The 26,398-nt window shown below is 65.6% G+C and carries 23 protein-coding genes, 2 rRNA genes, 1 pseudogene and 1 riboswitch; of the genes and pseudogenes, 10 read left to right on the top strand and 16 right to left on the bottom strand.

Annotation, left to right across the window (positions count from 1 at the left end; translation table 11 throughout):
• The 3 genes from EAH68_RS13125 to EAH68_RS13115 all read left to right on the top strand — a co-directional run.
• Positions 1 to 1,967 (top strand): 23S ribosomal RNA (locus EAH68_RS13125); the annotation flags it as partial.
• 162 nt (positions 1,968 to 2,129) lie between these two features.
• Positions 2,130 to 2,247 (top strand): 5S ribosomal RNA (rrf, locus tag EAH68_RS13120).
• A 287-nt stretch (positions 2,248 to 2,534) separates the two neighbouring features.
• The gene (locus EAH68_RS13115) at positions 2,535 to 5,066 is read left to right on the top strand and encodes an ABC transporter permease (RefSeq protein WP_126121792.1); all 2,532 of its coding nucleotides are present in this window, start codon (positions 2,535 to 2,537) and stop codon (positions 5,064 to 5,066) included.
• On the opposite strand, the gene EAH68_RS13110 is transcribed toward EAH68_RS13115, so the two are convergent.
• The 8 genes and pseudogenes from EAH68_RS13110 to EAH68_RS13075 form a co-directional block, all read right to left on the bottom strand.
• A complete protein-coding gene (locus tag EAH68_RS13110) occupies positions 5,063 to 6,166 on the bottom strand; it encodes a pyridoxal phosphate-dependent aminotransferase (protein ID WP_241228464.1) in 1,104 nt (367 codons plus the stop codon). The two genes, EAH68_RS13115 and EAH68_RS13110, sit on opposite strands and share 4 nt — an antisense overlap.
• A 44-nt stretch (positions 6,167 to 6,210) precedes the next feature.
• Complete coding sequence (locus tag EAH68_RS13105) at positions 6,211 to 6,858, bottom strand: DUF3239 domain-containing protein (protein ID WP_126121790.1); 648 nt, start codon at positions 6,856 to 6,858, stop codon at positions 6,211 to 6,213.
• A gap of 10 nt (positions 6,859 to 6,868) precedes the next feature.
• Positions 6,869 to 8,527, bottom strand: a complete 1,659-nt coding sequence (locus EAH68_RS13100) for a DNA repair helicase XPB (protein ID WP_126121789.1) — start codon at positions 8,525 to 8,527, stop codon at positions 6,869 to 6,871.
• 57 nt (positions 8,528 to 8,584) lie between these two features.
• A complete protein-coding gene (locus EAH68_RS13095) occupies positions 8,585 to 9,754 on the bottom strand; it encodes an ABC transporter permease (protein ID WP_126121788.1) in 1,170 nt (389 codons plus the stop codon).
• Complete coding sequence (locus EAH68_RS13090; protein ID WP_126121787.1) at positions 9,751 to 10,632, bottom strand: ABC transporter ATP-binding protein; 882 nt, start codon at positions 10,630 to 10,632, stop codon at positions 9,751 to 9,753. The genes EAH68_RS13095 and EAH68_RS13090 overlap by 4 nt, the downstream gene beginning before the upstream one ends.
• Positions 10,633 to 10,637: 5 nt before the next feature.
• Positions 10,638 to 10,982 (bottom strand): hypothetical protein, encoded by a 345-nt coding sequence (locus tag EAH68_RS13085; RefSeq protein ID WP_126121786.1) that lies wholly within the window; start codon positions 10,980 to 10,982, stop codon positions 10,638 to 10,640.
• Positions 10,983 to 11,136: 154 nt separating this feature from the next.
• Positions 11,137 to 11,378, bottom strand: a pseudogene (locus tag EAH68_RS13080) (helix-turn-helix transcriptional regulator).
• A gap of 41 nt (positions 11,379 to 11,419) precedes the next feature.
• The gene (locus tag EAH68_RS13075; RefSeq protein ID WP_164546501.1) at positions 11,420 to 13,678 is read right to left on the bottom strand and encodes a helicase-associated domain-containing protein; all 2,259 of its coding nucleotides are present in this window, start codon (positions 13,676 to 13,678) and stop codon (positions 11,420 to 11,422) included.
• A gap of 64 nt (positions 13,679 to 13,742) precedes the next feature.
• Here EAH68_RS13075 and EAH68_RS13070 point away from each other — a divergent pair, with 64 nt between their 5' ends.
• Positions 13,743 to 13,937, top strand: coding sequence for a hypothetical protein (locus EAH68_RS13070; RefSeq protein ID WP_126121783.1), 195 nt, complete (start codon positions 13,743 to 13,745; stop codon positions 13,935 to 13,937).
• 134 nt (positions 13,938 to 14,071) lie between these two features.
• Here EAH68_RS13070 and EAH68_RS13065 read toward each other — a convergent pair whose 3' ends face one another.
• The gene (locus tag EAH68_RS13065) at positions 14,072 to 14,704 is read right to left on the bottom strand and encodes a resuscitation-promoting factor Rpf1 domain-containing protein (RefSeq protein WP_126121782.1); all 633 of its coding nucleotides are present in this window, start codon (positions 14,702 to 14,704) and stop codon (positions 14,072 to 14,074) included.
• A gap of 8 nt (positions 14,705 to 14,712) precedes the next feature.
• Positions 14,713 to 14,908: riboswitch (cyclic di-AMP (ydaO/yuaA leader) on the bottom strand.
• A gap of 328 nt (positions 14,909 to 15,236) precedes the next feature.
• Between EAH68_RS13065 and EAH68_RS13060 the strand changes: the two genes are divergently transcribed.
• Positions 15,237 to 15,620, top strand: a complete 384-nt coding sequence (locus EAH68_RS13060) for a cold-shock protein (RefSeq protein ID WP_126121797.1) — start codon at positions 15,237 to 15,239, stop codon at positions 15,618 to 15,620.
• Here the strand turns inward: EAH68_RS13060 and EAH68_RS13055 are convergent.
• Both EAH68_RS13055 and EAH68_RS13050 read right to left on the bottom strand, forming a co-directional pair.
• Positions 15,617 to 16,159, bottom strand: coding sequence for a DUF2771 domain-containing protein (locus EAH68_RS13055; RefSeq protein ID WP_126121781.1), 543 nt, complete (start codon positions 16,157 to 16,159; stop codon positions 15,617 to 15,619). The two genes, EAH68_RS13060 and EAH68_RS13055, sit on opposite strands and share 4 nt — an antisense overlap.
• A gap of 11 nt (positions 16,160 to 16,170) precedes the next feature.
• Positions 16,171 to 16,944, bottom strand: a complete 774-nt coding sequence (locus EAH68_RS13050) for a glutaminyl-peptide cyclotransferase (RefSeq protein WP_126121780.1) — start codon at positions 16,942 to 16,944, stop codon at positions 16,171 to 16,173.
• Between EAH68_RS13050 and EAH68_RS13045 the strand changes: the two genes are divergently transcribed.
• Entirely contained in the window at positions 16,943 to 17,683 is a 741-nt protein-coding gene (locus EAH68_RS13045; RefSeq protein WP_439647637.1) for a DUF3027 domain-containing protein, read from the top strand. The two genes, EAH68_RS13050 and EAH68_RS13045, sit on opposite strands and share 2 nt — an antisense overlap.
• Before the next feature lie 248 nt (positions 17,684 to 17,931).
• Here EAH68_RS13045 and EAH68_RS13040 read toward each other — a convergent pair whose 3' ends face one another.
• The gene (locus EAH68_RS13040; RefSeq protein ID WP_126121779.1) at positions 17,932 to 18,291 is read right to left on the bottom strand and encodes a WhiB family transcriptional regulator; all 360 of its coding nucleotides are present in this window, start codon (positions 18,289 to 18,291) and stop codon (positions 17,932 to 17,934) included.
• Positions 18,292 to 19,017: 726 nt separating this feature from the next.
• Here EAH68_RS13040 and EAH68_RS14790 point away from each other — a divergent pair.
• The gene (locus EAH68_RS14790) at positions 19,018 to 19,185 is read left to right on the top strand and encodes a hypothetical protein (protein ID WP_164546500.1); all 168 of its coding nucleotides are present in this window, start codon (positions 19,018 to 19,020) and stop codon (positions 19,183 to 19,185) included.
• Positions 19,186 to 19,359: 174 nt separating this feature from the next.
• Entirely contained in the window at positions 19,360 to 19,683 is a 324-nt protein-coding gene (locus tag EAH68_RS13035; RefSeq protein WP_126121778.1) for a hypothetical protein, read from the top strand.
• A gap of 209 nt (positions 19,684 to 19,892) precedes the next feature.
• On the opposite strand, the gene EAH68_RS13030 is transcribed toward EAH68_RS13035, so the two are convergent.
• Positions 19,893 to 20,993 (bottom strand): methyltransferase, encoded by a 1,101-nt coding sequence (locus EAH68_RS13030; protein WP_241228462.1) that lies wholly within the window; start codon positions 20,991 to 20,993, stop codon positions 19,893 to 19,895.
• 451 nt (positions 20,994 to 21,444) lie between these two features.
• Entirely contained in the window at positions 21,445 to 22,155 is a 711-nt protein-coding gene (locus EAH68_RS13025; protein WP_164546499.1) for an aminotransferase class IV, read from the bottom strand.
• A 121-nt stretch (positions 22,156 to 22,276) separates the two neighbouring features.
• Between EAH68_RS13025 and EAH68_RS13020 the strand changes: the two genes are divergently transcribed.
• The gene (locus EAH68_RS13020) at positions 22,277 to 23,737 is read left to right on the top strand and encodes an NCS2 family permease (protein ID WP_126121775.1); all 1,461 of its coding nucleotides are present in this window, start codon (positions 22,277 to 22,279) and stop codon (positions 23,735 to 23,737) included.
• Positions 23,737 to 24,570, top strand: a complete 834-nt coding sequence (locus EAH68_RS13015) for a TrmH family RNA methyltransferase (protein ID WP_126121774.1) — start codon at positions 23,737 to 23,739, stop codon at positions 24,568 to 24,570. Before EAH68_RS13020 ends, EAH68_RS13015 begins: the two co-directional genes overlap by 1 nt.
• Here EAH68_RS13015 and EAH68_RS13010 read toward each other — a convergent pair.
• The gene (locus tag EAH68_RS13010; protein WP_126121773.1) at positions 24,552 to 25,391 is read right to left on the bottom strand and encodes a DUF6928 family protein; all 840 of its coding nucleotides are present in this window, start codon (positions 25,389 to 25,391) and stop codon (positions 24,552 to 24,554) included. The genes EAH68_RS13015 and EAH68_RS13010 overlap by 19 nt on opposite strands.
• A gap of 12 nt (positions 25,392 to 25,403) precedes the next feature.
• Complete coding sequence (gene sepH, locus EAH68_RS13005) at positions 25,404 to 26,321, bottom strand: septation protein SepH (RefSeq protein WP_126121772.1); 918 nt, start codon at positions 26,319 to 26,321, stop codon at positions 25,404 to 25,406.
• Positions 26,322 to 26,398: the final 77 nt, after the last annotated feature.

Genomic DNA, 26,398 nt, shown 5'->3' with positions numbered 1-26,398 from the left:
GTGGGATCGCGAAGACAGCCAGGAGGTTGGCTTAGAAGCAGCCATCCTTGAAAGAGTGCGTAATAGCTCACTGGTCGAGTGGTTCTGCGCCGACAATGTAATGGGGCTCAAGTACACCGCCGAAGCCGCGGCAACGACCCTTTGATGGGCGTTGGGTAGGGGAGCGTCGTGCATGGGGTGAAGCCATACCGTGAGGGGTGGTGGACTGTGTGCGAGTGAGAATGCAGGCATGAGTAACGATTTGGAAAGTGAGAATCTTTCCCGCCGGATGACTAAGGGTTCCTGGGTCAAGTTCGTCTTCCCAGGGTGAGTCGGGACCTAAGGCGAGGCCGACAGGCGTAGTCGATGGATAACGGGTTGATATTCCCGTACCCGTGTGTGTGCGACCAGTGGTGAATCAGTGATACTAACCACCCACAATCCTTCCGGGTCAGGCTTTGCCTGGTCTGGTTGGGGCGTGCGTGGGGCCTGAACTGGTAGTAGCCAAGTGATGGGGTGACGCAGTGGGGTAGCCGTGCCACTTATTGGATTGTGGTGTAAGCGTGTAGCACGAGGGGAGTGGTAAATCCGCCCCTCACATAAAGTGTGAGACGTGATGCGTAGCCCTTTTGGGGTGATGTCGGTGATCCCGTGCTGTCGAGAAAAGCCTCTAGCGATGTACATGCATGGCCCGTACCCTAAACCGACACAGGTGGTCAGGTAGAGAATACTAAGGCGTTCGGGTGAACTGTGGTTAAGGAACTCGGCAAAATGCCCCCGTAACTTCGGGAGAAGGGGGGCCCACACCGGTGACGGACTTTACGTCCTTGAGCTGGGGTGGGTCGCAGAGAATAGAGGGAAGCGACTGTTTATTAAAAACACAGGTCCGTGCGAAAACGTTGAAGTTGATGTATACGGACTGACGCCTGCCCGGTGCTGGAAGGTTAAGAGGACCGGTTAGCTGCCTTTGGGCGGCGAAGCTGAGAATTTAAGCCCCAGTAAACGGCGGTGGTAACTATAACCATCCTAAGGTAGCGAAATTCCTTGTCGGGTAAGTTCCGACCTGCACGAATGGCGTAACGACTTCCCTGCTGTCTCAACCACAGGCCCGGTGAAATTGCAGTACGAGTAAAGATGCTCGTTACGCGCGGCAGGACGAAAAGACCCCGGGACCTTCACTATAGCTTGGTATTGGTGTTCGGTTCGGTTTGTGTAGGATAGGTGGGAGACGTTGATCACATGACGCCAGTTGTGTGGGAGTCGTTGTTGAAATACCACTCTGATCGGATTGGATACCTCAACCTTGGCCCATGATCTGGGTCGGGGACAGTGCCTGGTGGGTAGTTTAACTGGGGCGGTTGCCTCCTAAATGGTAACGGAGGCGCCCAAAGGTTCCCTCAGCCTGGTTGGCAATCAGGTGGTGAGTGTAAGTGCACAAGGGAGCTTGACTGTGAGAGTGACAGCTCGAGCAGGGACGAAAGTCGGGACTAGTGATCCGGCACCTACTTGTGGATGTGGTGTCGCTCAACGGATAAAAGGTACCCCGGGGATAACAGGCTGATCTTCCCCAAGAGTCCATATCGACGGGATGGTTTGGCACCTCGATGTCGGCTCGTCGCATCCTGGGGCTGGAGTAGGTCCCAAGGGTTGGGCTGTTCGCCCATTAAAGCGGTACGCGAGCTGGGTTTAGAACGTCGTGAGACAGTTCGGTCTCTATCCGCCGCGCGCGTGGAAACTTAAGGAAGGCTGTCCCTAGTACGAGAGGACCGGGACGGACGTACCTCTGGTGTGCCAGTTGTTCCGCCAGGAGCAGGGCTGGTTGGCTACGTACGGAAGGGATAACCGCTGAAAGCATCTAAGCGGGAAGCCTGTTTCGAGATGAGGTTTCTGTTGAGGTTCCCCATAGATGATGGGGTTGATAGGCCGGATCTGGAAGCACAGTAATGTGTGGAGGTGACCGGTACTAATTGACCGACCAACAACACACCCCACATTGTGGGTGTGAGCACGTAACGTAACGAAAAAACACAATGGGTTTTGTGTTCGCGTCCATTATGCAGTGTCTGACACAGCACACCCCTGCACACAGTTGTGTGGGTGTTGCCGGGACATCACCGCACGCATCGTGTGGTTGGTTGTCCTGTGGGTGTGTCGGTGGTTGATAGCGGCAGGGAAACGCCCGGTCCCATTCCGAACCCGGAAGCTAAGCCTGCCCGCGCTGATGGTACTGCACTCGGGAGGGTGTGGGAGAGTAGGTTGCCGCCGACGCTAAAACTAAAAGAACAACTCAATACAGACGAAACACCCCGGTGGTGTGATCCCCTGTGAAACACAGACGGATCACGCAACCGGGGTTTTCGCGTTCCACAAACACGACGGATACCACAAGTTCGGACACAATTCACAACATTCCGGATGGATGTTGACGGTTGGAACGGGAAGAATAACAGGATAGACGAGAGGACTCGTCGCCGGCATCTGCGTGAGGAAATGAATACGACCATGGACCGACTCTGTCCTACCCCCCGCCCTGACAGGTCACGGGGAGTACGGGGATGACTTCACTGCCTATCCTGCAGAAGATCTCCCTGCGCAGCATCGCCGCCCACAGATTGCGACTGATCATGACGGTTCTGGCCGTGGTGCTGGGTACAAGTTTCGTGTCCGGGGGATTCATCCTCACCGCCTCGCTGTCGAAGGCCTTCGATGACATTACTGCGGCCAGCTACGAGGGCTCAGACGTCGTGCTCAACTCCACACCCGATCATCGGCTCACCCGCGCCATGGGGGAGGAGATCGAGGCCCTGCCGGGGGTGGAGAAGGTGGAGACCACCGATATCCAGCCAGTCGTGATCATCGGTCCGGACGATGCCCCCTACCAGTCCGGTGGTGCGGGTTCCTGGCTCCTGCCTTTCACCCAGCCGGAGGCTACAACGACGGGCGGCGTCACAATCATTGCGGGGCGGGCACCTGAGGAGTCCACTGAGGCAGTGGTGAACACCGCTGCGGCGGAGCGGGCCGGCATCAGCCTGGGGGACACCATCACGGTCATCGACACCTCGAAACGGACTGATTTCGAGATCGTCGGACTGACGGAGCTCCCCACCGCCACCGGCGGGTGGGCGGGCGTCCAGATTGCGGAGGAACTGTATCGCACGGAGTTCACGGACGGGGTGTCCACTGACCGGATCCTCGTCCGCGGGGAGGTCAGCCGCGATGCCCTGGCTGCCCGCTACCCCGGCTTCGACATCCTGACCTCAGAGGAGGCGTCCGCACAGGACTCCGAGCAGATCTCCTCGTTGCTGGCCTTCTTCACCTACATCCTCGTCGCCTTCGGGCTCATCGCCCTGCTGGTGGGGACGTTCATCATCTCGAACACGTTCTCCATGATCGTGGCGCAACGGACGAGGGAGTTCGCCCTCCTGCGTGCCATCGGCATGTCCCGTCCCCAGTTGACCAGCTCCGTGCTGGTGGAGGCAGCTTTCATCGGTGTCCTCGGTTCCGTCCTCGGCATCGGGGTGGGCATCGGTCTGGTGCGTCTCATCGTCACCGCAATGGAGGCATTCGGGCTCGGTTTCCCGGATTCTGGTCTGGGACTCGACGCAGCCAGCATCCTGGTTCCCCTGGGGGTGGGCATCGTGGTCACCCTGCTGAGCGCCTGGGTGCCCGCGCGTCGCGCCGGTGCGATCCGACCCGTGCAGGCCATGCGTTCCGGGGAGCAGTCGAGCACCCAGCCGGTGGGGGCACGCAGCATCCTGGGCGGGGTCCTGGCGGTGGCCGGTGTGGTCGCGACCGTGACGGCCGCTTTCATGACGGACTGGTCCACCACCACCCGGGCGGTGCTGACCGGCATCGGTGCCCTGACGCTCATTCTGGGTGCGCTGCTTCTCCAGGCGGGGCTGGCCCGCGGGATCTTCACCGCGCGCACACCGTTCCGGGCGGTGGTGCCCCTGCTGGCACGCACGAGCCTGGCCCGGAATCCGCGGCGTACCGCCGCCACAGCCTTTGCGCTCACTCTCGGGGTGGCGCTCGTCTCCGCCGTGGGCATCCTCGGGGCGTCGATGAAGCTCTCCGTCTACGGCTCCATCGACGAGGAGATGCGTGCCCAGACCGTGGTCTCGACGGGTCTCCTCTCCACCCAGGGCATCCCCGGACAGGTTGCCGACGAGATCAGCGCCATCGACGGGGTCGACGCTGTCGTGCCCAGCCTGTGGGCACCCCTCAGTGTCGCCGGTAGAACCGGGACCACCAGTGCGGCGGGCGCGGTGAGCAATGTCCTCACCGTGGATCCCACTCTCGCACTGCGCCTGGAGATCCTCGGCGGAGGTTTCGCGGATCTCACCACGGCACCTGGGGCGGGGCTCAGTAAGACGGTGGCGCGGGAGCTCGGCGTGTCCGTCGGTGACCTCGTGGAGATCGCCTCCCCGGTATCAGTGGCATCCCTGGAGGTGCCTGTCCGGGTGATCTGGGCGGACTCGGCCGCCTACACCCCCGTCGCCGTCACGGAGGCTGCCGCGGAGCAGATCCTGCCCGACCGCAGTTCGTGGATCATGCAGGACCTCTTCGTCACATTCACGGACGGCGCCGACGAAGCAGAGATGCACGAGCAGGTCCTCAGCACCACTGATCCCTACGGGGTACTGCAGGTGCTGACGAAGGAGGAGTACCGCCTGGCCAGCGCCGAGCAGATCGACCAGCTGCTCGCCCTGGTCTATGCGTTGCTGGCGTTGAGTGTGATCATCGCGGTGCTGGGGATCATCAACACGCTGGCGCTGTCGATCATGGAGCGCCGCCGTGAATTCGGCATGCTGCGGGCGGTGGGTATGCAGCGCAGCCAGATCCGGCGGATGGTCACCATCGAGTCGATCCACATCGCGGGCCTGGGCGCGACCGCGGGCATCATTCTCGGCGTGTGGCTGGGCTGGTGCTTCGTCCGCGCACTCGCTGACCAGGGGATCACCCGCTGGGCGATCCCGTGGGACCAGATGGCGGTGGTGCTGGTCGCTGCGGTGGTGGTGGGTGTGCTCGCCGCGATCTGGCCGGCGCGGCAGGCAGCGGCCACCGACCCGCTGGAGGCGGTCGGTTAGAGCTGCTGCAGCCGTTCCACGGCCAGCCGCAGGGTTTCGTGACGTTTGCCGAAGGCGAAGCGCACCTTCGTGCGCCAGGGCCCGGGATCGTCGCAGAAGACCTGGGCGGGGATGGCGGCGACACCGATGCGTTCGGGCAGGTCGAGGCAGAAGGCGACACCGTCGGTCTCCCCGAGCGGGGCGATGTCGGCCACCACGAAATAGGTGCCGTGGGTGTCGTGGACCTCCAGACCCGCGGAGCGCAGGCCGGCGACCAGCAGGTCACGGCCCCCGGCGAGTTCGACCACCATGTCGTTCAGCCACGCGGACTCCTCGTTGAGGGCATGCGCGACGGCGGGCTGGAAGGGCGTGGCGCCGACGAAGGACATGAACTGCTTGGCCTTGAGGACGGCGTCGAGAAGCGCGGCGGGAGCCAGCGCCCAGCCGGTCTTCCAGCCGGTGACGTTCCAGGTCTTCGCGGCCGAGGAGACGGTGACGGTGCGCTCGAACATGCCCGGCAGGGAGGCCAGGGCGGTGTGGGTGACCCCGTCGAAGAGGAGATTCTCGTAGACCTCATCGGCCAGCACCAGCAGGTTATGTTCCACACAGACGGCGGCGAGTTCCGTGAGCGCCTCGCGGGAGAAGACGGAACCGGTCGGGTTGTGCGGGGAGTTGACGATGATCATCGCGGTCCTCCCGGTGACGGCGGCGCGTACGGCGTCGACATCCACCGTCCAGCCGGCCCCGTCGGCGACGAGTGACACCGCCACCCGCTGCGCCCCGGCCAGGGCGATGGCGGCGGCGTAGGCATCGTAGTAAGGCTCCAGGACGATGACCTCGGAACCGGGTTCCACCAGGCCGAGGACCGTCGCGGAGATCGCCTCAGTGGCACCGACGGTGACCAGCACCTCCGTCTCCGGGTCGTAGCTGACCTGATGATCGCGGGAGCGTTGGGCAGCCACCGCCTCGCGGAGCACCGCCATGCCCCGGGCCGGGCCGTACTGGTTGTTACCGCCGCGGATCTGCTCGCACGCGATCTCCAGCATGCGGGGTGGGCCGTCGGAATCAGGGAAACCCTGGCCGAGGTTGACGGCATCGAATTCTGCGGCCTTCGCGCTCATCGTGGCGAAGACCGTCTCGCCGAACTGGCGGAGCCGGGCGACAGTCACAGCGCCAGGAGGTTGTAGCGGGTGGCCTTGACCTCATCGAGGCGTTTGCGGGCCTTGTCCAGACGCGTCCACTGGTCCTCCGGGATTGCCCGGCGGGCGGTGTTGACCACATCCTGGTCCGGGGTGCCCCAGGCGATGGGCATGGGGGAGATCTCATCCCAGTGCTCCTGGTCGCCCACGCTGCGCCGGCCCTGGACCGCGGCGACGGGGACCCGGGTGCCCAGCTTCGGCTCCTTGATGCCGTTGATGCGGGAGACGGTGCGCAGTGCGGCACCCCAGCGCGGCGGGAGCAGCGGGTCGACGTTGGTGTTCACCAGCGCCATGAGCACGTAGTCACGCTCGTTGACCTCGGCGACCACGGCCGGGGCCAGGGGATAGGCGTCGTAGAGCTCCTGTGGTTTGCCGACCTTGCGGGGCACCGCCACGGCGAGGAAGAAGCAGAGCAGGCCGAAGGTCAGCGAGATGATGCCGCCGACCAGCCCCCACACCTCACCTGCCCCCAGCCAGGCGAAGAGAACCACCGCCAGGCCGAGGAGGATGACACCGAAGACGATCGCTGACAGCTGCAGCCGTCGGGTGTCCCGGAGCATCTCGTTGTTCTTCTTCGCGAACGCCTCGTCCACCTCGAACCTGAAAACCTTCATGGGTGACAGCCTAACCAAGCTGGTCCAGGTCCTCCGCATCGACGATGCGGTAGGCATAACCCTGCTCGGCCAGGAAACGCTGGCGATGGGCCGCGTACTCCGCATCCAGGGTGTCCCGGGAGACCACGGAGTAGAAGTGGGCTTCGCCGCCGTCGGCCTTGGGACGCAGCAGCCGGCCGAGGCGCTGGGCCTCCTCCTGGCGGGAACCGAAGGTGCCGGAGACCTGGATCGCCACGGCGGCCTCCGGCAGGTCGATGGAGAAGTTCGCGACCTTGCTCACGATGAGGACGTTGATCTCCCCGGAACGGAATTTCCCGAAGAGTTCCTCGCGTTTCTTGTTGGGGGTGCGGCCTTCGATGACGGGGGCTTCGAAACGCGCGGCGAGTTCCTCCAGCTGATCGAGGTAGGCGCCGATGATCAGCGTGGGCTGACCGCGATGGCGTTCCAGGAGCTTATCGACGACGCGCATCTTGCCCTGCGCGCTCGCCGCCAGGCGGTAGCGGTCGGCGGTCTCCGCGGTGGCGTAGACCATCCGCTCGGAATCGGTCATGGTGGTGCGCACCTCCACGCACTCGGCGGAGGCGATGAAACCCATGGCCTCGATGTCGCGCCACGGGGCGTCGTACCGCTTCGGCCCGATGAGGGAGAAGACGTCGCCCTCGCGGCCGTCCTCGCGCACCAGCGTGGCCGTCAGCCCTAGGCGGCGGCGTGACTGCAGGTCGGAGGTCATGCGGAAGACCGGGGCGGGCAGGAGGTGGACCTCGTCGTAGATGATCAGCCCCCAGTCGCGGGAATCGAAGAGCTCCAGCGCGCGGTACTCACCCTTCGTCCTCCGGGTGACCACCTGGTAGGTGGCGATGGTGACGGGGCGGATCTCCTTCTTCTCACCGGAGTACTCGCCGATCTCCTCGGCGGTGAGCGTGGTGCGGCGCAGCAGTTCATCGCGCCACTGCCGGCCGGCGACGGTGTTGGTCACCAGGATCAGGGTGGTGGCCTGCGCGCGCGCCATGGAGGCCGCACCGACCATCGTCTTACCCGCCCCACACGGCAGGACCACCACGCCGGAGCCGCCCTCCCAGAAAGAGTCGGCGGCGTAGCGCTGGTAGTCGCGCAGTTCCCAGTTCTCGTTCTCCGTGGACAGGGCGATGGGGTGGGATTCGCCGTCGACGTAGCCGGCCAGGTCCTCCGCCGGCCAGCCGACCTTGAGCAGCTCCTGCTTGAGGCGGCCGCGCTCCGAGGGGTGGACGGGGATGTTCTCCGCGTCGACTGGTTCGCCGAGCATGGGCCGGATCTTCTTGTGCCGCTGCAGCTCAGCCAGGATCGCCGGCTCGGCGGACTCGAGGATGAGCCCGTGGGCGGGGTGCTTGTGCAGGCGGACGCGGCCGTAGCGGGACATCGTCTCGGCGACATCGACGAGCAGGGGCTGGGGCACCGGGAAACGGGAGTAGCGCTCCAGGACGTCGACGACCTCCTCCGCGTCATGTCCCGCGGCACGTGCGTTCCACAGCGCCAGCGGGGTGATGCGGTAGGTGTGAACGTGCTCCGGGGCGCGCTCGAGCTCGGCGAAGGGCGCGAGCCCGGCGCGCGCCTCATCCGCCTGTGCGTGGTCGATCTCCAGCAGAACGGTCTTGTCTGACTGGACGATCAGGGGGCCGTTCCCGAATGCCATGGAATGCTCCTTATCGACGGGTGTGCAGCATTCCATTATGGCAGGTCAGTCAAGTCCCTAGCGGGCCGTCAGCGCCTGGCGCCAGGTCATACGGCGGCCGTTGTTGAGGATGGCGGCCCGGTAGATGCGTGCCACCAGCCAGATGGCCAGCAGGTTGGTCAGCGCCAGGACCCCGTAGGACAGGGCGAGCTGGCCGAGGCCGAAGTTGCCGGCCGCATACTGCAGCGGGGCCACTGCCACGGACATCGGCGGGACCCAGGCCAGAACCTCCATCCAGGTGGAGTCGAGCGCATTGAAGCCGAAGGTGGCGGAATAGATGGTGGCGATCAGCAGGAGGAGGATCGGCATCTGCGTGGACTGCAGGTCCTCCGTGCGCTGCACCATCGCACCCGCCGCGGCGTAGAGGCTGCCGAAGAAGATCATGCCCAGCAGGAAGCCGACGAGCAGGACCGCGAGGATGCCCCAGTCGAATTCCAGGCCCTCCAGCAGACCGGAGAAGGCCAGGGCGGCACCGGCGATGACCACCATGACGGTGGTGGCCAGGAAGCCGAAGATGACGTTGCCGAGGATCTTGCCGGCCAGGAAATCCATTGGCCGCACACTGGCGAGGATGATCTCCACCACGCGCGAGGACTTCTCCGCGGTGACCCGGCCGCCGATGTTGCCGGCGAAGAGCATGACGGTGAACATGAGGACGACCACGCCGGCCAGCACGGTGAGCACGGCCGGGTAGTTGGTCTCGGCGGTGGCGTCGGCCCCGAGGTCCACGGGGATGACCGTGGTCGGTGGCAGGGCGGTGGCGAATTCCTCCGGGGTGAGCCCGAAACCGGCGAGTGCCTCCTCGGTGGCCTGTGAGTTCACCAGCTGGGTGGCCGCCCCCAGGACGGCGGGGGAGGGCGCCCCCTCCGCGAGCAGTTCCCAGCCCTGCCCGGTGGGGACCAGCGCGGCGTCGTCATCGCCCATCTCGAGTGAGGTCATTGCGTCCTCCCGGTCGGCGACATTGACGAAGATGACCTCTGATTCCTCCGGGGTGGGGACGTTCATCCCGACCACCGCGATGGAGGGTCGCCCGCCCTCACGCTCGGACAGCAGCGTGAGTGCTCCGATGCCGGCCAGGGTGAGCACCAGGGTGAGTACCACGGAGACCATGATGCCCTTGTTGCGGAGGGCCACCCGCATCTCCCGTTTTGCCACGGTGGTGATGGTGTTCATCGACGAGTAGCTCATGCGGCGATAACCTCCCGGAACAGGTCGGTCAGGTCTGGGATCAGACGGGTGAAGGCGTGGACGGGGCCGGCGGCGATGGCGGCCTGCAGGATCTGCTGGTCATTGGCCGGGTCGGCGGTCTCGAGGACGACCCCGTGGTCGGTCTCGCTGACCAGTTGCGTGCCTTCCGGGTACCAGCCGCGCGCCGGGGTGTGCACCTCGAAGCGGACGGGGCCGGACATGCGTAGTTCATCGACGGTGCCCTCCGTGACCATGGAACCCCGGGCGACGATACCCACCCGGTCGCTGAGGCGCTGCACCAGGTCGAGCTGGTGGGAGGAGAAGATCACCGGCACGCCCTGCCGGGCACGTTCGGTCAGCATCCGGCTCATCACCTCCACCGCGACGGGGTCGAGGCCGGAGAAGGGCTCATCGAGGATGAGCAGCTCCGGCTCGTGGATGAGAGAGGCCGCCAGCTGCACGCGCTGCTGGTTGCCCAGGGAGAGGTCGTCGAGTTTGTCGCCGGCACGCTCGCCCAGTCCGAGCTGCTCGAGCAGGGAGGTCGCCGAGTCGTGGGCCGACTTCCCGGACATGCCGTGCAGCCGCCCGAAGTAGGTCAGCTGGTCGGCGATGCCCTCCTTGCCGTAGAGGCCGCGCTCCTCCGGCATGTAGCCGATGCGGCGGCGGATGTCGTCGTTCATGGGGGTGTCGTCGAAGCGCACCTGACCGGAATCCGCGGAGAGCACGCCCAGCGCGATGCGCATGGTGGTCGATTTGCCTGCTCCGTTGGAACCGACGAAACCGTAGATCTCGCCGGGATTCACAGAGAAGGTCATGTCATTGAGCGCGCGGTTGTCCCCGAACGACTTGTTCAGGTGGTCGATGTGGAGTGTGGGCATGTCCTTCAGTATTCCTCTTCGGGGTCGGTGTCGGCGTCTTCCCGGTTGAAGTTCAGCGCGTAACCGACCACCGGCAGGGTGCCCACGGACAGGTACAGCATGATCATGTATATGCCGGCGAACACGGACATCGTGGCCACATCGATGTCCTTGCGGAACATGAAACCGAGGACGATCACCGCCGCCCCGCCGAGGATGAGCAGGTTCTCGAAGATCCGGAGACTGCGTCGGCGCCGGTCGGCGAGCACCTGTTCCGGTGCGGTGTCCTTCGCGTCGATGGAGGAGCGCAGCACCGTCCACGCCACCAGGGAGGCAAACAGGGCCGCGAAGTGGAACCACAGGAAGTGCATCCAGAGGAATGACCCGGCCAGGAAGACCATCGCCAGGGCGAGCCCGGTGAAGTAGACGGCTATCAGTGCACGGGTGGGGCGTGGCCGGCGCAGGCCCTCGAAGCGAGGGCGTTATCGGCGAGGTACTGCCACCGCCGTAGTCGGCTGTCGGACGTCATGACAGCTCCTGGGTGGGTCGGTAGAGTTCCGCGGACATCGGGTTGAACCTGTGCGGGAGAAGATCGCCTCCACGGGCAGTCCGAAGGTCTCGCAGATCCGCAGGACGAGGTCCAGGCTGGGGGAGTGGTCACCGCGCTCGAGCGCGCCGATGGTCTGGGGGTTGACATTGATCAGTTCAGCCAGCTGCACACGAACCCGATTAAATATCGGACTCTTCGGCTGTTTTCTCGGAGTCATGCAACATGGTGTTGCATAAACCCAACGATCCCGCAGTGCAGCTACCCCAGCAGGACCTCCGTGATGCGGTGCAGCATGAAGCGCTGCACCTGGCCGCTCACCTCATCGAGGGCGTCGACCTGCCCGCCCGTCACCGTCAGGGGGGTCACCGCGCGGTGCATGGCCCGCCCGTGCTTGTCGACGAACCCGAGCGTCACGGTCCGCCCGCCCCGCGCCGCCGCCTGCAGCAGCGCCAGGGTGGTGCGGGTGTCCGGGGCAGTGTGGGCCGTACCGGCCTCCTTCGCGCCGTCCGCCCGGCGGATCGCGGCGACCGCCGCGCTGATCCGGGACTCATCGAGCACCGGCGGTGCCTTCACCGGGATGTCGGGGGCGGGCAGGCGCGCGGGTTTCGGCCGGATGTCCAGTGCCGCGCCGGTGGCGTCCTCCGCGACCGGTTGGAAACCAGCCTCCCGCAGCTCGTCGATGACCTTCGCCAGGGGCGCCTGCGCCACCGCCACCGTCGGCGCGATGATCCGCAGTGCCACCCGCTCCGCGGCCGGTGTGCGGGCGGCCTCGGTGAGCAGCGCGGGGTCGTCGCAACGCAGGTAGCTCAGCGCCGGCCCACCCCGCAGGGTGCCGTGGCGGCGGGCGACGTCCTCGATGAGATAGAGGATCGACTGAGGGACCTCACCGAGGGAGTGGTCGGTGAGCCAGTCCCGCAGCTGCGTGGCCGTACGGCCGGTGTCCAACGCGCGGCGCACGGAGGTTTCCGTCACCCGGTAGACGCTGGCCAGCCCGGCGGACTCCAGCTCCCCGAGGAGGTCCAGCTCCGTCTGCAGGTCCCGCGACAGGGGACCGGGGGCCATGACCGTCATGTCGGCCTGCGGGATCACCCTCTCCACGGTGCTGGGGGTGACCTCCCCGGCCACGGCGAGAGCGTCTGCCGCAGGGTCGAGCAGCGCCCGCAGGACGGAGGTCGCCGTCCCCTGCGCCAGAGCGCCGATCCAACGGGCCTCCGCCACGATCTCGGAGATGGTCTCCTCCGGCAGGAGGGTGGCGGCCACGGGGCGGGTGAAGAAGAGGTCGTCGCGCATCTGCTCGTCCGTGACGTCCACACCGGGCGCCACGAGCGTATGGCGGGTGACCAGCAGACGGCGGTGTTCGGCGAGGTGCGGCCGTTTCATGGCGTCGCTGAGCAGCCGGACCGGCTGCCGCTTCTCATCCCGGGTGCCGATCAGCCACGGCGCCCAGGGTGAATCCAACCATCCGGAGAGCATGGCCACCCAACGTGTGGCCAGGTCGGAGTCCAACCACCCGTCGGCGGCCAGGGTGGGGGAGAGATAGTCGGACCCCTCATCATCGGCCGGCAGTGGATCCGGTTCCCCACGGCCGAGCAGTCCGGTCGCGGTCCCCAGGCTGACCAGGCGGTGGACTTCCGCCTCCTCCACGCTCAAGGCGCGGGCGAGCGTGGTCACGGTGCGTACCCCCACCCCACCCTCCTTCAACAGGGGGGCAGGGTTCTCGCCGAGCAGCTCGATGAGCTGCCGGAGGTTCCGGGCCACCTCCAGCCCCGCCCCCGCGCCGGCGTGGTCGGCGCGGTCGCGCCCCCGGTCGTCGGCACGCGTCTCCCCCAGCACCCGGGGCGAGGGCGTCAACGGCCGCTGGGTGATATCCCCGCCGCGCAGCAGCGCCCGTACCCGCCGGGGCAGCCGCACGGTGCCGGCATCCACCCGTACGAGCAGCCCGGCATTGATCAGCTGCGGGACGGGGTGGCCCGGGTCGGCGTCCACCGCCGCATGCTTCGTGCGACCCACCCCTCCTGAGTTGAGCAGCGTGTCCAGGATCGCCCGCTGTGGCTGGTTCAGCTTCTCTATCACCGCCAGTTCCATCACTGCGGGGGCATCATCCAGCAGCTGCCAGTCCTGCGGCAGGGCTGCCATGGCCTCCGCAGTGATCCGCAGGGACTGCCCGGAGCCGTAGCACAGGGCCAGTTCCCGTAGCCGGCGTAGCGCCTGTTCCACCTGGGCCGGGGCGGCGGTGGTCGCCGCACAGACCCGGTTGATGACGTCAGTCGTCGCCACCGGCTCCAGCTCCGCGCCGAGGTCGGCGGCCGCCTCCAGGGCCGCCAGTTCCAGGGCGTTCAGGGTGCGCACGGCCCGGCCCACGGAGGCCCGCAGCTCAAGGCGGGCGGCGAGAGGGGTGATTCCCGGGGGTAGCGGAAGAACCACATCGGGGCGGGCACGGAGCAGATTCGCCAGCTCGCGGTCATCACACTGGGCCAGCCAGGTGCGGAAATCGGGGCTTTCGGGGGTGGCAGACATGGTGCAACTGATTTTAGTTGCAGTTCAAGTTACTTTTCCGCCGTAGTTTTGCAACAATAAGACCATGGCTAACGTTGAGAAGAAGGGCTATGTCGATCCGGGCTGGCCGAAGCACATCCCGCGGACTGACGGCCACGTGGTGACCGAAATTACCTCCACCCTGGCTGGTGCGTCCAGCCCCTACGGTGACGACCTGGTCCTTCCGCGCCCCGCGGAAGAGCTGGGCTACGTCCACCCGTACACCCGCTTCAACAAGTAGGGGTCCGGGACACTTCCCAGACGCAGACTGATCCCCCGCGCACCTTCCTGGTGCGCGGGGGATCAGTCTCTGGAGGGGGAAAGCGGAAAAGCCGCCGATCTCAGGCTGAGGTCGGCGGCTTCTGACGTGGTTTTCTAGAGACCCACGACAGCGTCGATGGTGCCGCGGTTCGCACCGTAGAAGGCGTTGAAGTCATGGCGGTTGGCGTTGTAGGTGGCGTCGAGGGCAGCCGGGACGCCGACACCGTACTGGGCCAGGGAGTCGCGGACGAGGCCGTAGACGGCGTCGACGGCGAGCTCATCGGAGGACGCGCCGGAGATCACGGACTGCTCCTCCGACTGGGCGACGATCTGCTGGACCTGGGCCGGGGCGGATGCCTCGGTGGTCGGCGCGGTGCGCGGGGTCGGGGCGGAGTTCAGGCCCAGACGTGCGGAGCATGCGGGCCATGCGCCCCAGCCCTGGCCGGCGAGGGTCTTCTCGGCGACGGCGATCTGCTGCTCGCGGGTGGCCTGGTTGGCGGTGGCCGCGTACTGGGTGCCACCGTAGGCGGCCCAGGTGGAGGGGGAGAACTGCAGGCCACCGTGGTAGCCGTTGCCGGTGTTGATGTTCCAGTCACCGCCGGCCTCGCACTGTGCGAGACGGTCCCAGTCGGAGTCCGGGGCGGCGGCGGCGGCCGGTGCCAGCAGGGCTGCGGCGGTGCCGAATGCGGCGGTGGTGGCGGCGAGCTTGGCCGCGACGGAAACGGTCTTACGGGTATGACGTGCCATGATTGCTGTGTTCCTCTCATGTTCACGCCTGCGAGGTGAGCTGTCGGGTTCGGGCGGAGGATCACTGTGCCCGGCCCCACTGTCGTGGGGCTTCACCCCGAGGGCAACGGCTGTACTTCTCTGACCGTCGACCGGTGCGGACCTGGCTGGCCCGCGGTGGTTTCCCCGCCCCTGTCCACATGTATTCTCAAGTGTCTGGTGCACTCTGCTGCGCGGCCGCCCGCCTCCCGGACAGGGCTCGGCGTGGGTGGCGAGGAACGGTACTGCGCGGTGCCTGCCCGATACGATAACGGTTTATAACGTTTCAGTCACGCTAGGCGAACGAATTGGTATGGATTTCATGGCGGGGCGGAAAATTGTCCCCAGAAATCCCAGCTCAAGGCGCCGCGCCCCCCGAATGTGATTTGTGTCATATCGCGTCGGGCCTACTGTTTTCCCGCCGGAATCCCCTCCCCGCAGAAATAACTTCTCCCCACCCCGGAGGGGTATACTGACGCCTTCACTATTCAACAGCTAAGGACAGGTGAGCATTGTGCCGATCGGCAAGGTGAAGTGGTACGACGCCGATAAGGGCTTCGGATTCGTCTCCAACCCCGGGGATGAGGATGTGTTCGTGGGCAAGCAGGTGCTGCCCGAGGGGGTCGACGAGCTGGTCCCCGGCCAGCGCATCGAGTTCGACTTCGCCGCCGGCCGCCGCGGACCGCAGGCCCTGCGGGTGAAGATCCTGGACACCCCACGCCGTCGACCCGTGCAGCGTCGCAAGCCCGAGGAGCTGGGCAGCCTGGTCCAGGACCTCATGACCGTCCTGGAGATCCAGGTCCAGCCGGGCCTGGCCGCCGGACGCTACCCCGACCGCCAGACCGGTCGGCAGGTCGCGGAGATCCTGCGCGCCGTGGCGAAGGAACTCGACAGCTAGTCCGCCGCCGGGTCCGCCATGGTGCTCAGGGACCACACCGTGGCGTAGGGGGTCTCCTCCCCCTCGGCGTCGGGACCGATCTGGGCGGAGGAGATCTCCACGATCATGAGGCGGGGACGGGGGTCACCCTCATTCAGCGGGTCGACGGAACCGGGGATCTCCACCTGCTCGGTGTCGTAGGGGCCGTGCAGCTGCTGGTCATTGACCGCCGGATCGTCGTAGATCATCAGCAGCTGCCAGTCATGGTCGTGGATCGGCTCGGGGATCTCCAGCACCAGAGTGTCATCCGGGCCCACCGGCAGGTTGGGCACCTCACCCTCCGGACACTCCAGGCCGGGCTCACACACGAGGTACGGCGAAACCTCGAGGGAGGTGTCACCCACGCGGGCCGTGACGGTGATGTCCTGCGGGGCGGGGCCGGGCCGGTTGTTCCACCAGTTCTGGGCGAGGACCGCCGCGACGATGATGATCACCACGGCGATCAGGAGAGCGAGAAACTGCAGCAGCGACCTCTGCCGCGCCTTCTTGGGGGTGGACATGGCTCCTCATCCTACTGGGCGGGGATGAGCTCGACCTCGTAGAGGTCGGGCCAGCGTTTCCCACCGACCAGGAAACGGTCGGTGCCCGGCACATGCGCGATTCCGTTGAGGACGTGGTCGGCGGCGGGTTCGGCATTGTTGGGCAGGCCGGCGGCGTCGATGACGGCTGTCACGGTGCCGTCGGCGTCGATACGCAGTATGTCGGTGGTGAGGAATACGTTGGCGTAGATGTCCCCGTCGACGCACTCGAGCTCGTTGAGATTCTCCTGCGGGAGACCGTCGGCGGTGACCTGGAATCGGTCGAGTTCCGCGAAGGTCCCGGGGTCGAGCCGGCGGAGGGTGTCGGTGCCGTCGGACATGATCAGCTCCTCCCCGGTCGAGCACAGCCCCCAGCCCTCGCCAGGGTAGGGGACGCGGTCGATCTCCTCGAGTGTGTCCGCATCGCGTTTGACCGCCACCTGTCCCCGCCAGGTCAGTTGCCAGATGTGTCCGCCGTGACGGGTGATCCCCTCACCGAAGCGCTCCGGCTCCAACCCGGCGGAGGCCAGCTCCTGCCCCTCGAGGGTGGTGCGGTAGATGCGTGATTCCCCGTATTCGCCCGTGCCCACCAGCAGCGTGCCCCCCTCCTCGAGCTCCAGGCCCTGGGTGAAGCTGCTCGCGTCGAAGGGGTGGACCGCCACGATCCGCGGTACCAGCTGCTCCACTTCCACGGGTTCCCCCGCGCAGGAGACGAGACCTGCAGTGGATGATATGAGGAGCGTTGCAGTGGCTTCCCTGAGACCCATGGGTTACATCATGCCGCACATGGCCCATAATGGGGGCGTGTCCTCCTCTCATCGTCGCAGGAAATCTGCCCAGCAGCGCAGTCCGCTTCTCGACGCCCGCGCCGTCGAACTCGCCCGCACCGCCCTGGAGGAACTCGGGGACGGGCCAGTCGGCGAGCACATCGGGGTCCAGGGGCTGACGAAGAACGTCGCCACCCACCGTTTCGCCGCGGATGTGCCCGGCTACAGCGGCTGGGAGTGGAATGCCGTCCTGGCCTGCGCCTCCGGTTCCCGCCACGTCACCGTCAATGAACTCGCCCTCGTGCCCGCCCCCACCGGGGAGGCTCTCCGCGCACCCGAGTGGGTGCCGTGGATCGACCGGATCCGCCCCGGCGACCTCGGCCCCGGCGACCTCATGCCACCCGAGCCGGGGGACGAGCGTCTCACCGAGGCCGAGGACGGCCGTCTCGTCCTGTCGAAGAAGGGGCTGGAGAACGCCAGACAGCGCTGGCGCACGGGCGATTACGGCCCCAACAGCGAATTCGCGGAGAAGGCGACCCTGCACTGCCGCACCTGCGCCTTCTTCGTGCCCGCGGGGGAGGTGCTGGGGGAGAACTTCGGTGCGTGCGCCAACGAGTTCTCGGCGGACGGCCACATTGTCCACGCCACCTACGGCTGCGGAGCACACTCCGACACCCCGCCGGACACTCTCATCGAGGAAGCCCCCGATGCCTTCGACGATGAGTATCCGATCTTCTAGTACCGCGTCGTTAATTCGTTGCAGGTATCGGGCGTGGCGGATGCCTTCCCCTCCGGCGTTGGACAGCATTGGACACCGCGCACGGCGATGGGTCCACGGCAGTCTCCCACCCGCACTTCACGCTCAATCCAGGCGGTGGCAGCGCGGTTGGCCGCGTACCGTGGTGCGCGCCAATCACCCCACCTACTTCTGCCTCCGCCCGTCAGTCGCCGGCGATTGATAATCCAGGGGGTTGCAGTAGCGTGGACTCAGATGCCGTGCAGCTCACCGCCGGCGGCGAGATACTCCGCCCAATTTTCCACCTGAGGATTCTGCCGCAGCAGGGCACGGCGCTGACGTTCCGTCAGGCCACCCCACACGCCGAATTCCTCCTGTTTATCCAGCGCCTCGGCCCGGCACTGCTTCAGGACCGGGCAGGGTCGGCAGATCGCCACCGCCTTTCGCTGCTGTGCACCGCGCACGAAAAGCTCCTCAGGATCCCCTTGGCGACACCTGGCGTTGATTACCCAGTCCTCCCTCTCGTCAGCAACTCCCTGGCTACCCGGACGCGCGGAATCACCCCACACAGGGAAATGGGGCTCACTGGTGCAGTACAGGGACGTGGGCATCTGGTTCTCCTCTGTGGGACCCGAACCCGGATCCGCTTGATCAAGCTTGTTGGTTACCTGTCATCAAAATAATAAGTAACTGTGCATGTGTCGAGGGCCCCTCCCCCGGGAGGTGCCCCCGTTACTTTCCTCCCTGGACAAAGGGGGAGGGTCGCGGGTGAGTTGCTACGCTAACGCATACTTCGGATGGCGGGCTGGGCAATGGGTACCGTCTTTGATCGCCATTTCCTTGAGGAAATCACCCGCTGGGTGGTGCGACAGTACCGCCGCTACGGGTGAGCTCTCGAGGCCTCGAAAAGATAGGGTTTTCCGCCTCGGATCTTGGCGGATCTCCCCAGTATCTATCCGCTTCACGACGCCGAAGAAGGTTGCGATACTCCTTTGGCGCGATGTGTCTGCAGCTGCCGGTAAGGGGTAGATATCTAACAGGGCGAGGGGTCCTTATGCGCTTCAGTGTGGTCTCTTGGCTAGGGTCTTGCTCAGGGGGCGGGGCCTGCCTGAAGCTGTACGTTACGCCAGGTAGGTGTCCTCTTGGCTTTCTCGGGTGACGTTTCCAGAACAAGCAATTGAATATAAAATATTAGTTGACGTAGAATGTATTAGAGTTTAATTATCTTTGCTGGTGCGGGAAGCCTGCCTCTTGATGTGCTTGCGGAGTATTCAGACGCGGCTGTGTATGTGGATGGGATGACAGATGGGGCCACTGCCCGCGAGGTGATCGACAGGGTGATCACCGTGGCCGGCCTCATCGGCCTTACCGGGGTTCATGTCTGGGCGGAAACCGAGGCGCTTCCTCATCTCGCGGTGGTTGCGGCCGGGATCAGGGATCTTCCGGAGGGTTTCCAGCTGCGTCAGATTTCTGAGCGGCCCGTCGACATTATGGAGGGGGTCTGACATGGCTGTCACACCACCTGCTGGGCGACCTGGCCGCTGCGGGATAAGCCGCTGGCGGCAATCAGCGGTGCCTTTCCCGGATGCGGGTCCCTGGAACAGACCACCGCTGTGCAGGTGACGGTGAGTGGACGCTCAGGGCAGGTCGACACGCAGCGGGTAAGTCAGGAAAGGTGCTTGTATTTTGACGGCTGGCTCAGCGCCGGTGACGAGGTTGTCCTGCGGGATTCCGAAGGGGAGATACTGGGGGTATCGGAACTTGCAGCCGATGAACACGTGTCGGCCAGTCCCCAGGGGCCTGATGGGACCATCGTGGTGTGTTCCTGGGAGGCGAGCTTGGAGGGTGCTCCGGTCAACCGCTTTGCCTATACCCTTGAGGTCGCTGATTTCGACGACGTGACACTGTCACCAGAAAGCGTGGCGCAGGGCGAAGTCAGTCCTCTACCGCGAAGCGCGATGGGCATGCTGGCCGGGGACGACGTGCTTTTCGAGGTCCGTTGAGGCTTTTTGTCAGGCCGGGATGTTAACCCTTGCGCCCCGAAAGCGTGGAGTGCGCACACGCCTTATGGACTCCGTGCAGGGACACTTGTGAACCTGACATCGACCAGGACCGTACTTGGCCACCGCATCTGCGGCACTCAGTCCGCTGGACGCAGTACACCATGTGGTGCTTCACGTACGGCCGTCCGGTCAGATCATATGGGGGATGTTCACCGCCGCGGCACAGATCCTTTTGTTTGCAGTCTCCATAGCGAGGTGACTTCCCTCGAGCGTGCGGCGTGTAGAAGGTCTGAGCTATCTTTCGCTCGCCTATGGGTGGGCGCCGTGTCGAGCCGATCGATCACGTGAAGCCCAGCCTCATCAATTGCGTCCAGAAGCATCTGTCGACTGCGTAAGCCAAGCAGCTCGGCGAGATCAGAGAGGATCAACCAACCCTCTCCGTCATCGGTGAGGTGATGCGGCAACCCGGTCAGAAATTGCAGCAGCATTTTGCTACCGGGGTCATATACTGCTGCATCGAGTGTGGTTGCTGCGCTGCCCGGCAACCACGGTGGGTTGCAGACGATGAGCGGCGCCCGTCCTGCAGGGAACATACTGGTCAACTGAGCCTCTGCGGCGCCTTGCATGCCCAGTCGGGCGAAGTTGTCGTTCGCGCAGTCCACCGCACGCTGGTTGAGGTCTGTTCCCAGCACCTTTTTCACGCCACGGTTCACGAGTACTGCGGCCAGTACTCCAGTGCCGGTGCCGACATCGAACGCTAAATTCCGACTGTTCAGCGGTGCCTGGGCAACAAGATCCACATACTCGTGACGGGTGGGCAGAAACGTACCGTAGTGAGGGTGGATCTTCGCGTTCAAAGCGGGAACGTCCACGCCGTTCAAGAACCATTGATAGGCACTTTGTACCCCGATCAACTCCTGCAGACTCACCACGGCACCCTCTTCGCTGGAGCTGTGATGCTGTCCGTATCCGAACTCAACCGCCGGACCAACTTGCGGGGCGCGAGGCAAGGGCACTATTGCACTCCCGCTCTGTGTGTCAAAGGTGAGCGGCACCAGAACCAACGACATCATCCGCGAACGTTGGGCTCTGGCCTGACGGATACGGTAAAATTCCTCTGCACCGGTCATGGCGGGCTGACCTGCTGCCCGCCCACGGCCCTTTGCTAGGCGTCGATCCAGTGCACTTAAAATTTGTTTTGCGTTATAGAAGTCGCCCAGCCATAGCATTGCCGTGCCCTGAGCTGCATACCTCATTGCCTGAACTGCGGTGAGCCGGTCATCGACCGCGACAAGTTTCTTGGGCGCCACCCGGTCATTTGCAGACCACCACATGGCTGAACCTGGCACCCCGTCGTGTTCCCATGTCAGCAACTCTGCTGCAGAAGTCTGGTCCGGAGTAATGGGAATCAACCTCGTTCACTAACGGTGCTTCAGCAGTTTGCGGCTGCTGGCACCTGCAGGCACGCCCACCCGCTTGTCGTGTCCGCGACGATGGCCAGCGTGAATATTGCCGAAAATAGGCGCGGTTGCATCATCATAACAGGATGACGCTCCCGCCCGGACTGGTGTCGGGAGACTTATCGTCAGTACCACCCGTGGAGTACGCCGACTCCGGTATCGGGGTGTGGCCAGGAATGACGCCTGCTTGCATACCCGGGTCGTGGGAGTGGATCTGCCGCGTGACCGTCGGGGAGTCCTCACATGCCTTGAACACGAAGCCGAAAAATATCAGGGCCGGTTGTCCCGACACCCCGATCTTCTAGACCTGTCCGGCCCGCTCCCACATCCGCTGGTTGATCTCCCGGTGGGTGGGAGCGCCCAAGCGTGGGGCGCTGAGGCTGCTCGGGGCCAGCACGGAGCCGTATTCCAGCCAGCCGGTGACCTTGCGCACACCTTCCATGGAACTGAGCAGCCAGGTCTCGTTGCTGCGCAGCTGCAGCATGGTCAGCCCCTCCGGATGCTCGACAATCCTGAGTCCCGCGCCGGTGAGCAGCTCCAGGGCCGCCTCCAGCGTCACCGAATCCGAGGCGCGCTGGTGGGCGGAGACGTTGACGGTGCCCTCCTTCAGATCCAGGAAGAGCACAGCGGAGAAGACCCCCGAGATGACATTGCCGCGTTCGTCGATGAGCAGGCCGGCATCGGAACCGGAGTGGCGGAGCATGTTCAGGTGCCGGATCTGCCAGCCGAAGTCCGGGCCCTTGCGGGTGGGGTGACGACGCTGGTCGAGGATCCCCTCGGCGTCGACGGTGATCTCCTCCGCCGGCATGATCGAGGGGTGGAGTTCCACGGTCACCGTCGTCTGGCCGACGCGGATGGCGGGACGGAAGATTCCGGGGCCGGCCTCACGGAGTTTCACACGAACCTCGTCGACGAGTGCTGGGTTGTAAGTGGTCTCCTCACGGAGGCGGTTGAGGTGGGCTTCCAGGTTGGCGACGCGGCCGTCGCGCATGAGGAAGGTCGACACGTACATCACGGGGCGGGCTCCTTGCAGTCGACCCATAATCTACCCAAATGTTGTGTAATTCAAATCCAGGTGGGAGATTTACGAGGTAAAGAGAACTTCAATTGAATCCGGAACAGGGGAACCGCGTATGACCACCGGGGTACAGAATAAGGACCGGAGTGCCCTCGACAGGTACTTCCACATCACCGAGCGTGGCTCGACCATCGGCACAGAGATCCGCGCCGGGGTGGTCACGTTCTTCGCGATGGCCTACATCGTCATCCTCAACCCGCTGATCATCGGCACCACCGAAGACATCAACGGCACCACCCTGGGGATCTCCCAGGTTGCCGCCGCCACAGCGCTGGCAGCCGGTGTGATGACGATCGGTTTCGGCCTGATCGCCCGCTACCCCTTCGGCATCGCCGCGGGCCTCGGCCTCAACACGCTCGTCGCCGTCACCCTCGTCGCGGGGGAGGGGCTGACCTGGCCCGAGGCGATGGGACTGGTTGTCCTCGACGGTGTGGTCATCGTCCTGCTGGCGATCTCGGGTTTCCGTACCGCTGTCTTCCGGGCGATCCCGCCGTCGATGAAGGCGGCCATGGGCGTCGGTATCGGCATGTTCATCTCCATCATCGGCTTCGTCGACGCCGGTTTCGTCCGCCGCATTCCTGATGCCGCGGGCACCACCGTGCCCGTCGGCCTCGGCATTGACGGTTCCATCTCCTCCTGGCCGACGGTCACCTTCGTCCTCGGCCTGATCATCTGTGGATTCCTCGTCGTGCGGAAGGTCCGCGGCGGGTTGTTCCTGGGTATCCTGTCCACCACGATCATCGCCATGATCGTCGAGGCCCTGACCGGTGCGGGCCCCTCCTTCGTCGAGGGTGAGGCCAACCCCGCCGGCTGGTCCCTGGCGGTGCCCGTCGTCCCGGAGGGTTTCGGCGGTCTGCCCGACCTCTCCCTGGTCGGCGCGGTCGACCTCTTCGGGGCCTTCACACGCATCGGCGTCATCGCCGCCACCCTGCTGGTGTTCACCCTGGTCCTGGCGAACTTCTTCGATGCGATGGGCACCATGACCGCACTGGGCAAGCAGGGCAACCTGGTCAACGAGAACGGTGAGCTGCCCGACATGAAGAGGGCCCTGGTCGTCGAGGGCTTCGGCGCCATCGTCGGTGGTGCGACCTCCTCCTCCTCAGCCACCGTCTACGCGGACTCCGCCGCCGGAGTCGGCGACGGTGCGCGCACCGGCCTGGCCAACATCGTCACCGGTGTGCTCTTCCTGCTGGCCATGTTCCTCACCCCGCTCTATGAGGTGGTGCCCATCGAGGCCGCCGCCCCCGTGCTGGTCATCGTCGGTGCGATGATGATGGCCCAGGTCACCGACATTGAGTGGACCAAATTCCACATCGCCCTGCCGGCCTTCCTGACCATCGTGGTCATGCCCTTCACCTACTCCATCGCCAACGGCATCGGCGTCGGCTTCATCGCCTTCGCCCTCATGTCTGTCGCGGCAGGAAAGGCCCGGGAGGTCCACTGGATCATGTGGCTGGTCTCCGCCCTGTTCATCGTCTACTTCGGCATGGACCCGATCCTCGAGGCGATCGGCTGATGCGGATCCGGATCGACGATCCCGCGGACCCGCGTCTCGATGACGTCCGCGACCTCAACCGCTCCGACGCTGCAGAGCGTCGCCTGGTGATTGCCGAGGGGCCGCTGGTGGTGGGACGTCTCCTGGAGTCCCGCTTCCCGGTCCGCTGCCTCGTCGGCTTCCCCGGCAGAATCGACAGCTTCCTCGCCGAGAACGATGTCCCCGCCGACCTGCCCGTCTACGAGGTCAGCCGGGAGGTGCTCGCTGAGGTCGCCGGCTTCGACATGCACCGCGGTCTCCTCGCCGCCGCGGACCGGGCCCCCGAACCGGAGCTCGGGGAGGTCCTGGCTGAGGCACGGACTGTTGTCGTGCTCGAGGGGGTCGGCGACCACGAGAACATCGGCTCGATGTTCCGCAACGCCGCCGGCATGGGCATCGACGCGGTGCTCTTCGGTAACGGCTGCGGCGACCCGCTCTACCGGCGGGTGGTCCGTGTGTCCATGGGGCATGTGCTGCGCATGCCGTTCGCCCACCTGGCAGGCACCTACACCACCTGGCAGCGTTCTCTGCAGCAGCTCACCGACGCCGGTTTCCACCTCGTCTCCCTGACACCTGATCCGGGGGCGGCGCACCTGGCGGACGCGCTCGTGGATGAGCAGGGGCAGCCGTGGGGGAAGGTGGCGCTGCTCGTCGGCGCGGAAGGGCCGGGTCTCACCGAGCATGCCATGCGGGTAACCGACATCCGGGCCCGGATCCCCATGGCGCCGGGCACCGACTCACTCAACCTGGCCACCTCGGCGGCGATCGCCTTCTACGAACGCGATCGCTCGCTGCTTCAGCCCCGGTCGGAGTGACGGATCTTCTCCGTCACCCACGAGCGGGCCAGCCGTAACCGGCGGCTGAGCCCCGTACCCGTGCGCCGCACCGCTGCCACCGATTCATCCGCCCACCGGGGCAGCCGGTCCCGCTCCTCCTCGGCGGCAAACTCGTAGTCGTCATAACCGCCGGTGACCTGCGGCTCTGAGGGCTCGCGCGCGGCGCGCTCCCGTTCGAGCCGCGGACCGTCGACCTCCCGGGGGGCGGGCCGGCCGTCGACCGCATACGCCACGATGTGGATGTCGGGCCCCTCCGGCGTGATGTCGATCCCCAGCCAGGAACGCCGGGCCTCCGCGACCAGATCCACAGGTTCGAAAGGCAGGGCGATGCCGCCGGCGCTCTCGGCCTTCTCACCGGCCCAGTAGGGGGCCTCGAAAGGCTCCGGCAGGCCGACGTCCTCGTAGGTGCGGGTCCGCTCCGCGCACAGCGAACGCTTGAGTACCCCACCCTGCCAGTGTGCCAGCGCGCCGTAGCCGGTCGCGGGGTTCACCCCGAAGGCGTACACATCGGCAGCGGGCACGGATTCCAGCAGCCGGCGGTCGAGCTCCGAGAGTGCGGGGGTGTCCGTCAGGACCGTCTGCACGATGGTGACCCCCGGGAAGCCCGCCACGTAGAACTCACCCGCCGAGGCCTGCGCTGAGCGGTTCAACGCGAACTCGCCGATCGGCGTGATCGGCCACGCCGGATTGAGCTGGGCCAGGTATTTCCGGCCGAAGCCGCGGTCCGCCCGCGGTTCCGCGGTGATCACCCCCGCAGGGTCAGCGGCCGTGACAAACCACAGGGTGACGACAGTCTCCACGACCCACCGCCCCTAGTTCCGCGGACGCTTCGTGTTCGCGCGTACGCCCAACAGCACGTCCTCCCAGTGGGGGGTCACTGCTTTACGACGCCGCCGCGCCGTCGGCGCCTTCTCCTCAGTCTGGAAATCCTCGCCCTCCAGCTCCTCGGTCACCGGGGCCTCCGGGGGCAGCTGCTCCCCGTCGGAGGTGTCCTCGTCATGGTCCTCCTCGTAGCGGTTGCCCCGACCCACGGAAGTCAGGGAACGCACGGGCTGCACGAAGTCAGGATCCGTCAGGTCAGCGGCCACCGGGTTGCGGGCCTCGGCCGTCGTCTGTGAGGTCGGGTGGGCGCTGATCGACCACTCGGCCTCGTTCTCCGACAGGCCGACGGTCCAGGTCACCCGGGCCACCCAGGTGCCGTCCGCCTCCCGGTAGGCATCCCAGGAGGTGTCTGCGACGGAATGCCCGCGGGCGGCGAAGGCGGCGGCCAGGACCTCCCACAGCGTCAGCTTCGCCGGACCGTCCTCCCGGATCGGATGGGCCTGCTTCGCCATCTCCGCCATGCGGGAACGCTCCAGCAGCACCGGATGCGCGAAGGCCTCCACGCGGGATACCGCCACCCTCATCTCTGCGGCGAGTTCCTCCACCGACGATCCACCCCGGATGCGTCCCTGGATCTCCCTGGGGCGCATGGTCAACGGGGAGGTCAGGAGGGGATCGCGCTCGGGCAGGGCACGCGGAGGTTCCGCAACCACCACGGGGGCGGGTTCCGGCAGGGGCTCCGGCTCGGGCCCGGGTGGGGCAGCGATCCCGGGCTCCCGACCACTCAGGAGGTTCTGCCCGGCGGCGTCAAGCTGTGTGACATCCAGGAAGAACTGATCGCCGTCCACGGTGCGCAGCACCAGTGAGGTGGACGTCGATTCATCAGGGACGAGGAACAGCTCGCGCATGCGTTCTCCTTCAGGACAGCTCACGTGATGTGTTCCACCCTAACGCAGACATGCGCCGGACCGTGTGATGTCCGACG

The sequence above is a fragment of the Corynebacterium hylobatis genome (assembly GCF_003955685.1).
Lineage (GTDB): Bacteria > Actinomycetota > Actinomycetes > Mycobacteriales > Mycobacteriaceae > Corynebacterium > Corynebacterium hylobatis.
Note: the sequence above shows the minus strand (reverse complement) of the source record. Positions and strands in the feature narration are given on the sequence as shown.